This is a genomic window from Streptomyces sp. NPDC048483, assembly GCF_040651455.1.
Classification (GTDB): Bacteria; Actinomycetota; Actinomycetes; order Streptomycetales; family Streptomycetaceae; genus Streptomyces.
Genome location: NZ_JBEZJZ010000056.1, coordinates 45,143 through 52,885, shown reverse-complemented (window position 1 = coordinate 52,885; position 7,743 = coordinate 45,143). Strand labels below are relative to the sequence as shown.

Below are 7,743 nucleotides of genomic sequence, written 5' to 3'. Positions count from 1 at the left end.
TGGTGTTGTTGGGTGCGGTGACGGCCCTGCACGGCTTCGCCGCTACGGTCCGTCCCCTCCCGTGGGTGGGTGGTGGGGCCGGTGGGGGTGGGCGTGGTGTGTCCTGTGCCCCATGACTGGGTCCACTTCCTGCACCCGACCACGCACGTACACCCCCACTGTTCTCCACCACCCCCAACGGGGAGGTGCCGGGCCGCAGGACGGAGTCCGGAGGCTCGGTGCCGCAGCCGAACAGCCCCGCGCAGCGGCACCGCCCGCCGCTGGGGGTACCTCCCACGCCCTTTAGGCAGTGGGGGAGCAACGGCGGGAAAGCCAAACGTCGGCCCAGGCAAAGCGCAGCGAACGGGCAACGGCGAACAACCCCCACGGCGGGAAAGCCGACAACGTGGGGCGCAGGCCAAGCGGCAGCGGTTAGGCCTCGTCCTCCGGAGGCCGCCCGTCCTCCGGCCGGTCCGCGGGGTCGGCGGGGCCCTGGCCCGGAGGATTCGGGCCAGGGCCCGCGTCGTCGGCGGGCCTCGGCTCGCGGGGTTCCTTGGGCATCGGCCGTGGCGGCCGCGTACGCCCGCTGGTGGTGTCGCGCAGATAGGACCCGTCGCGGCCGTCCGCGACCCCGCCCTCGGCGGCCAGGCCCGGTCCGGCATGCGGATCGCGGCGGCGCAGATAGCGTTCGAATTCGCGGGCGATGGCCTCCCCCGACGCCTCCGGCAGCTCGGCGGTGTCCCGGGCCTCCTCCAGCGACTGGACGTACTCGGCGACCTCGCTGTCCTCGGCCGCCAGCTGGTCCACGCCCAGCTGCCAGGCGCGCGCGTCCTCGCTCAGCTCGCCGAGCGGGATGCTGATGCCGAGGAGGTCCTCCAGGCGGTTGAGCAGCGCCAGGCTGGCCTTGGGGTTGGGCGGCTGGGAGACGTAGTGCGGCACCGCCGCCCACAGGCTCACCGCCGGGACGCCGGCGTGGGTGCAGGCCTCCTGGAGGATGCCGACGATGCCGGTGGGGCCCTCGTAGCGGGACTCCTCCAGGTCGAGGCGGGACGCCAGGTCGGCATCGGAGGTGACGCCGCTGACCGGTACCGGCCGGGTGTGCGGGGTGTCGCCGAGCAGCGCGCCCAGCACCACCAGCATCTCCACGCCCAACTCATGGGCGATGCCCAGGATTTCGTTGCAGAACGAGCGCCAGCGCATGCTGGGCTCGATGCCGCGGACCAGGACCAGGTCGCGTTGTCTTCCCTTGCCGCCCGCACCGCCGCCGACGCGGACCACGGAGAGCCGGGTCGTCGGCCAGGTGATCTTGCGCGTGCCGCCGTCCAGGAAGACGGTCGGGCGGTTCACCTGGAAGTCGTAGTAGTCCTCCGCGTCCAGCGCGGCGAAGACCTCGCCCTTCCATTCCCGGTCCAGGTGTGCGACCGCGGCGGAGGCGGCGTCGCCGGCGTCGTTCCAGCCTTCGAACGCGGCCACCATGACCGGGTCGATCAGCTCGGGCACCCCCTCGAGCTCGATCACCCAGCGCCTCCTTCCGACCGGTCCGGCCGCCCTGCGGCGGCCACCGGCAGCAGTTCCATTACGTGCGTTCCCAACACTACGGCGTCCGGGGCACCCGCCCGCAGCCCCTGTGCACGAACGGGTACCGATTCATCCGACGTGTTGCGGGGATGTTCGCCGTTGCCCGCTCAACTTCCGTACGGGGTCTGGACGCGGTCTCGGGCGTAGGTCTATACATCGGATGACCGGGAAAGGTCCGATGTTCCGTCCAATCTTCCTTCCGAGGGTCCGTCCGAGGTCCGGTCCGAGGTCCGGTCCGTTATGACGTCCGACGTTCTTCGGCGGAAACCCGGACTTCCGCGACATCCAGGGGGCGTGCGCATGGCCGCAGTCGACACCGTCACGGGGCTGGAGGTCCACGACGTCCGCTTTCCCACCTCGGAGCAGCTCGACGGCTCGGACGCCATGAACCCCGACCCCGACTACTCCGCCGCCTATGTCGTGCTGCACACCGACGGCGGGCCACCGGGGCACGGCCTCTGCTTCACCATCGGCCGCGGCAACGAGGTCATGGCGGCCGCCATCCGCGCGCTGGCGCCCTATCTCGTCGGCCGCCCGGCGCCCGCCACCGCCGCGGATCTCGCCGCCCTGCACCGCGACGTCACCCACGACTCCCAGCTGCGCTGGCTCGGCCCGGAGAAGGGCGTGATGCAGATGGCGGCGGGCGCGGTGGTCAACGCCGCATGGGATCTGGCGGCCGCCCGCGCGGGCCTGCCGGTCTGGGAGTTCCTCGCCGCGCTCAGCCCCGAGGAACTGGTCTCGCTCGTCGACTTCCGCTATCTGACCGACGCGCTGACGCCCGAGGAGGCGCTGGCCCTCCTGCGCGCCGCCGAGCCCGGCCGCGCCGCGCGCGCCGCCCGCCTCAAGGCCGAGGGCTACCCCGCGTACACCACCTCGCCCGGCTGGCTCGGCTACGACGACGGCAAGCTGGTGCGGCTCGCCAAGGAGGCGGTGGCGGACGGCTTCGGCCAGATCAAGCTCAAGGTGGGCGCCGACCTCGCCGACGACACCCGGCGGATGCGGCTGGCCAGAGAGGCCGTCGGCCCCGGCGTACGGATCGCGGTGGACGCCAACCAGCGCTGGGAGGTGGCCGAGGCGGTCCGCTGGATGACCGCGCTGGCGCCGTTCACCCCGCACTGGATCGAGGAGCCGACCAGCCCGGACGACGTGCTCGGGCATGCCGCGGTGCGCGCCGGGCAGCCCGTGAAGGTCGCCACGGGGGAGCATGTCGCCAACCGGGTCGTCTTCAAGCAGCTGTTGCAGGCCGGCGCCGTGGACTTCGTCCAGATCGACGCGGCCCGGGTGGCCGGGGTCAATGAGAACCTCGCCATCCTGCTGCTGGCCGCGAAGTACGGCGTACCGGTCTGCCCGCACGCCGGCGGCGTGGGGCTGTGCGAGCTGGTGCAGCATCTGGCGATGTTCGACTACGTGGCGGTGTCCGGGAGTTGGGACGACCGGGTCATCGAGTACGTCGACCATCTGCACGGCCACTTCACCGACCCGGCCGTCGTGGAGCACGGCCGCTACCGCGCCCCGTCAGCGCCCGGCTTCTCCGCCCGGATGAAGCCGGAATCCGTCGCCGCCCACCGCTTCCCCGACGGGCCGGTATGGCGCGCCCGTCATCCGCAACAGGAGCCGGAGGTATCCGTATGAGCGCAGGACCGCACCCCGCCGACTTCGCAGGAACGGCCGCCCTCGTCACCGGCGGCGGCTCCGGTATCGGCGCGGCCACCGCCGCCCTGCTCCTGGCGCGCGGCGCCCGGGTCGCCGTACTGGACCGCGACCCGTCCGGTGCGCCCGCCGGGACGGTCCCGGTGAAGGCCGATGTCACCTCCGGTGCCGCCGTACGGGCCGCCGTCGACGACGCCGTACGGGAGCTGGGCGGTGCCCTGCACACCCTCGTCGGCAATGCGGGCATCGGCGCCGTGGGCACCGTCGAGGACAACGACGACGCGGAGTGGGGCCGGGTCCTGGACGTGAACCTCCTGGGAATGGTGCGCACCGCCCGTGCCGCGCTGCCGTATCTGCGCCGCAGTGCCGCCGAGGCGCCGGGCCGGGTCTCCATCACCCACACCTGCTCCATCGCCGCCACCGCCGGCCTGCCGCAGCGCGCGCTCTACAGCGCCAGCAAGGGCGCGGTCCTCTCGCTGACCCTGGCGATGGCCGCCGACCACGTCCGCGAGGGCATCCGGGTCAACTGCGTCAACCCCGGCACCGCCGACACCCCGTGGATCGGCCGCCTCCTCGGCCGGGCGGACGACCCGGCCGCCGAACGCGCCGCCCTGAACGCCCGCCAGCCCATGGGCCGGCTGGTCACCGCCGGCGAAGTGGCCGCCGCCATCGCGTACTTGGCGTCCCCGGCCGCCTCCGCCGTCACCGGCACCGCACTCGCCGTCGACGGCGGCATGCAGGGCCTGCGCCTGCGCCCCGCCACCTGACCCGTACCGGCCCGCCACCTGACCCCGTACCCCCAGCCGCACACCACGCCCAGGGACCACCACACGACCGAGGGACCACCATGAGACTGCGTACGACCGGCGCGGCGGCCACTGCCGTGCTGCTCGCCACCGCCGCGCTCGCCGGCTGCAACCGCGGCAGCGACGCCGCGGGCGGCAAGGTCGGCATCGACATGCCCCGTACGGACACCGACTTCTGGAGCTCCTATCAGCAGTATCTCGAGAAGGGGCTGGAGAACGGCGGCCCGCCCGCCCTGCCGCTGTCCAACTCGCAGAACGACATCGCCAAGGCCGTCTCCCATGTGCAGGCGCTGACCGACCAGGGTGCCAAGGCGATCGTGATGGCCCCGCAGGACACCGGCGCCATCTCCGCCGAGCTGCAGCGCCTGGCGGAGAAGAAGATCCCGGTGGTGAGCGTGGACACCCGCCCCGACGAGGGCGAGGTCTACATGGTCGTACGGGCCGACAACCGCGCGTACGGCGAGAAGTCCTGCGAGTACCTGGGCAGGCAGCTGGGCGGTCGGGGCCGGGTCGCCGAGCTGCAGGGCGACCTCAGTTCCGTCAACGGGCGGGACCGCTCGCAGGCGTTCGCGTCCTGCATGAAGAAGAAGTTCCCGAAGATCACCGTCCATGAGCTGGCCACCGACTGGAAGGGCGAGGTCGCCTCCGCCAAGCTGCAGAGCCTGCTCGCCCAGCACAAGGACATCGACGGGATCTATCTGCAGGCCGGGGGTGCGTTCCTGCAGCCGGTGCTGGCCCTTCTGGAGCAGAAGAAGCTCCTCAGGCCCGCCGGCGGCGACGGCCACATCGCCATCATCTCCAACGACGGCATACCGGACGAGCTCGAAGCGATCCGCGCCGGGAAGATCGATGCCACCCTCTCCCAGCCCGCCGACCTCTACGCCAAGTACGCGCTGTACTACGCCAGGGCGGCCCTGGAGGGGAAGACCTTCAAGCCGGGGCCGACCGGCCACGGTTCCACCATCGTGAAGATCAAGAACGGTCTGGAGGACCAGCTGCCGGCGCCCCTGGTCACCAAGGCCACCGTCGACGACCCGAAGCTGTGGGCCAACCAGCTCGGGAAGAAGAAGTAGCCGTGGCCGCGACGACGACCGGGCAGCCCGCGGTCCGTGCCGAGGGGATCGTCAAGCGCTACGGGCCGACCGTCGCCCTCGACGGGGCCCGGCTGACCGTACGGCCGGGGGAGTCGCACGCCCTCGTCGGCCGCAACGGCGCGGGCAAGTCCACCCTGGTGTCCGTGCTGACCGGGATGACGCGGCCGGACGCCGGCGAGGTCCGCTTCGGCGGCGGGCCCGCGCCCGGCTGGGACGACACCGCCGCCTGGCAGCGCAAGGTCGCCTGCGTCTACCAGAAGTCGATGACGGTGCCGGAGCTGACCGTCGCGGAGAACCTCTACCTCAACCGCTTCACGGGCGGGCGTACCATCCGCTGGCGGGCGCTGCGCGAGCGGGCCCGCGCGCTGCTCGCCGAATACGGCGTCGAGGTCGATCCGGCCGCCCGGATCAGGGAACTGGGCGTGGAGCAGCGGCAGTTCGTCGAAATCGCCCGTGCGCTCTCCTTCGGCGCCCGGCTGATCGTCCTCGACGAGCCCACCGCCCGGCTGGACGCGGCCGGTATCGACCGGCTCTTCACCAAGCTGCGCTCCCTGCGCGCCCAGGGGGTGGCCTTCCTGTTCATCTCGCACCACCTCCAGGAGGTCTACGAGCTGTGCGACACCGTCACCGTGTTCCGGGACGCCCGCCATGTGCTGACCGCCCCGGTCGCCGGGCTGGGCAAGGAGGAGCTGGTCGCGGCGATGACGGGTGAGGAGGCGGGGGCGGCGCGGCGGGTGCGGACGGCGGCGCGTGTGGCGGGGGAGCCGGTGCTGTGCACCGAAAGGCTGGCGCTCAAGGGCGAGTTCGTGCCGCTGGACCTGACCGTCCGGGCCGGTGAGGTGGTGGGCCTGGCGGGCGCCACGGCCAGCGGCAGCGCCGCGATCGGCGCGACGCTGGCGGGGCTGCGGGCCCCGGACGGCGGCCGGATCGCGGTGCGCGGGCGGCCGGTCCGTACGGGCAGCGTGCCGCATGCGATCGCCGCGGGCATCGGCTACGTACCGCAGGACCGGCACCGTGAGGGCCTCGTGATGGGCCGCAGTGTCGCCGAGAACGCCACGCTGACCGTCGCGGACCAGCTGGGGCCGCTGGGGACCGTACTGCCCTCCAGGACCCGCAGGTTCGCCGCCCGCATGATCGCGTCGCTGGACATCAGGACGACCGGACCGGGCCAGCCGGTGTCCGGGCTCTCCGGCGGCAATCAGCAGAAGGTTGTCGTCGCCCGTGCGCTGGCCCGCGAGCCGAGCGTGCTGGTCGCCGTCCGGCCCACCAATGGCGTGGACGTCAGGTCCAAGGACGCGCTGCTCGGCGTCGTACGGGAGGTCGCGGACGGCGGCAGTGGCGCGGTGATCGTCTCCGACGAGCTGGACGATCTCCGCGCCTGCGACCGGGTGCTGGCGGTCTTCCACGGCCGGGTGATCGCCGAATTCGGCAGCGGCTGGAGCGATCACGAGCTGGTGGCGGCGATGGAGGGCATGACGGGCGGCGGAGGCCGGGACGCCTCGCCGGGCGCACGGGACGCCCCGACGGGAACACAGGACGCGGAGCCGTGCACCAAGGACACGGAGCCGGGCACACGGGACACCGAAGGGACCGCGCCATGACCGGGACCGCATCGCCGCCGGCCGCCGACGCGGTGGAGAAGGCATCCGTACGGGGGAGCCGGCCCCGTATCGACGTCGCCCGCCGGCGGGACTTCTCGCTGGTCCCGGTGATCTTCGTCCTGGGCGTCATCGGCTTCATCGTCTCGCCCGCCTTCCTCACCCAGGACAACCTCATCGGCGTCGTCCAGCAGTCCACGGAACTGGGCCTGCTGGTGCTCGGCGAGGCACTCATCCTGATCAGCGGGCGGATGGACCTGTCGCTGGAGTCGACCATCGGCCTGGCGCCGGTGCTCGCCCTGTGGCTGGTGATGCCCGCGCACGGTGCCCGCTTCGCCGGTCTGGAACTCTTCCCCGCCTGGACGGCGGTCCCGCTCTGCCTGGCCGTCGGCGCGGCGGTCGGCGCCACCAACGGCTTCCTCATCCTCAAGCTGCGCGTCAACGGCTTCATCGCCACCCTCGGCATGCTCACCATGCTCCGCGGTCTCCAAGTGGGCATCTCCGAGGGCCGCTCCCTCGGCAACGTCCCCGAGTCCTTCGCCTATCTGGGCAAGGCCGACTGGCTCGGCATCCCGGCCGCCGTCTGGATCTGCCCGGCCCTCTTCGCGCTCGGCGGCGCGGTCCTGGGCTACCTCCGGCACGGCCGGGCGCTGTACGCGATCGGCGGCAACCCGGAGGCGGCCCGCGCGGCCGGCGTACGGGTGGACCGGATCACCTGGACCGTGCTGGCCGTCGGCGGGGTGCTCGCCGCCTTCGCCGGGATCCTCTACACCGGCCACTACGGTGCGGTCTCCGCCTCCCAGGGCAACGGCTGGATCTTCCAGGTCTTCGCCGCCGCGGTGATCGGCGGCATCAGCCTCAAGGGCGGCCGCGGCACCCTCTTCGGCGCGTTCACCGGCGTACTGACCCTCCAGCTCGTCATCAACGTGATGACGCTGGGCGGGGTGCCGCCGCTGTGGACGCAGTTCCTCAACGGCATGATCATCATCATCGCGCTGGTCATCTCCCGCTTCACCAGCGGCGAGAAACAGGACTGAG

At 72.5% G+C, this 7,743-nt stretch carries 6 protein-coding genes; 5 read left to right on the top strand and 1 reads right to left on the bottom strand.

The window, feature by feature from the left end:
• Positions 1-411: 411 nt before the first annotated feature.
• Positions 412-1,497 carry a PAC2 family protein gene (locus tag AB0D04_RS25560; RefSeq protein ID WP_362707528.1) on the bottom strand — a complete coding sequence of 362 codons (1,086 nt, stop codon included), beginning with the start codon at positions 1,495-1,497 and terminating at the stop codon, positions 412-414.
• A gap of 360 nt (positions 1,498-1,857) precedes the next feature.
• Here AB0D04_RS25560 and AB0D04_RS25555 point away from each other — a divergent pair, with 360 nt between their 5' ends.
• The 5 genes from AB0D04_RS25555 (at position 1,858) to AB0D04_RS25535 (ending at position 7,742) form a co-directional block, all read left to right on the top strand.
• Positions 1,858-3,189: an enolase C-terminal domain-like protein gene (locus tag AB0D04_RS25555; protein ID WP_362707525.1), complete on the top strand. Its 1,332-nt coding sequence runs from the start codon at positions 1,858-1,860 to the stop codon at positions 3,187-3,189.
• Positions 3,186-3,974: an SDR family oxidoreductase gene (locus AB0D04_RS25550; RefSeq protein ID WP_362707522.1), complete on the top strand. Its 789-nt coding sequence runs from the start codon at positions 3,186-3,188 to the stop codon at positions 3,972-3,974. The genes AB0D04_RS25555 and AB0D04_RS25550 overlap by 4 nt, the downstream gene beginning before the upstream one ends.
• An 80-nt stretch (positions 3,975-4,054) precedes the next feature.
• Positions 4,055-5,086, top strand: a complete 1,032-nt coding sequence (locus AB0D04_RS25545) for a sugar ABC transporter substrate-binding protein (RefSeq protein ID WP_362707519.1) — start codon at positions 4,055-4,057, stop codon at positions 5,084-5,086.
• A 2-nt stretch (positions 5,087-5,088) separates the two neighbouring features.
• Positions 5,089-6,708, top strand: coding sequence for a sugar ABC transporter ATP-binding protein (locus AB0D04_RS25540; protein WP_362707516.1), 1,620 nt, complete (start codon positions 5,089-5,091; stop codon positions 6,706-6,708).
• Positions 6,705-7,742: an ABC transporter permease gene (locus AB0D04_RS25535; RefSeq protein WP_362707513.1), complete on the top strand. Its 1,038-nt coding sequence runs from the start codon at positions 6,705-6,707 to the stop codon at positions 7,740-7,742. Before AB0D04_RS25540 ends, AB0D04_RS25535 begins: the two co-directional genes overlap by 4 nt.
• Position 7,743 lies beyond the last annotated feature (1 nt).

Coding starts and splice junctions, on each gene's coding strand:
- AB0D04_RS25550 (WP_362707522.1), top strand. CDS start 3,186: ATGAGCGCAGGACCGCACCCCGCCGACTTCGCAGGAACGGCCGCCCTC.
- AB0D04_RS25555 (WP_362707525.1), top strand. CDS start 1,858: ATGGCCGCAGTCGACACCGTCACGGGGCTGGAGGTCCACGACGTCCGC.
- AB0D04_RS25545 (WP_362707519.1), top strand. CDS start 4,055: ATGAGACTGCGTACGACCGGCGCGGCGGCCACTGCCGTGCTGCTCGCC.
- AB0D04_RS25535 (WP_362707513.1), top strand. CDS start 6,705: ATGACCGGGACCGCATCGCCGCCGGCCGCCGACGCGGTGGAGAAGGCA.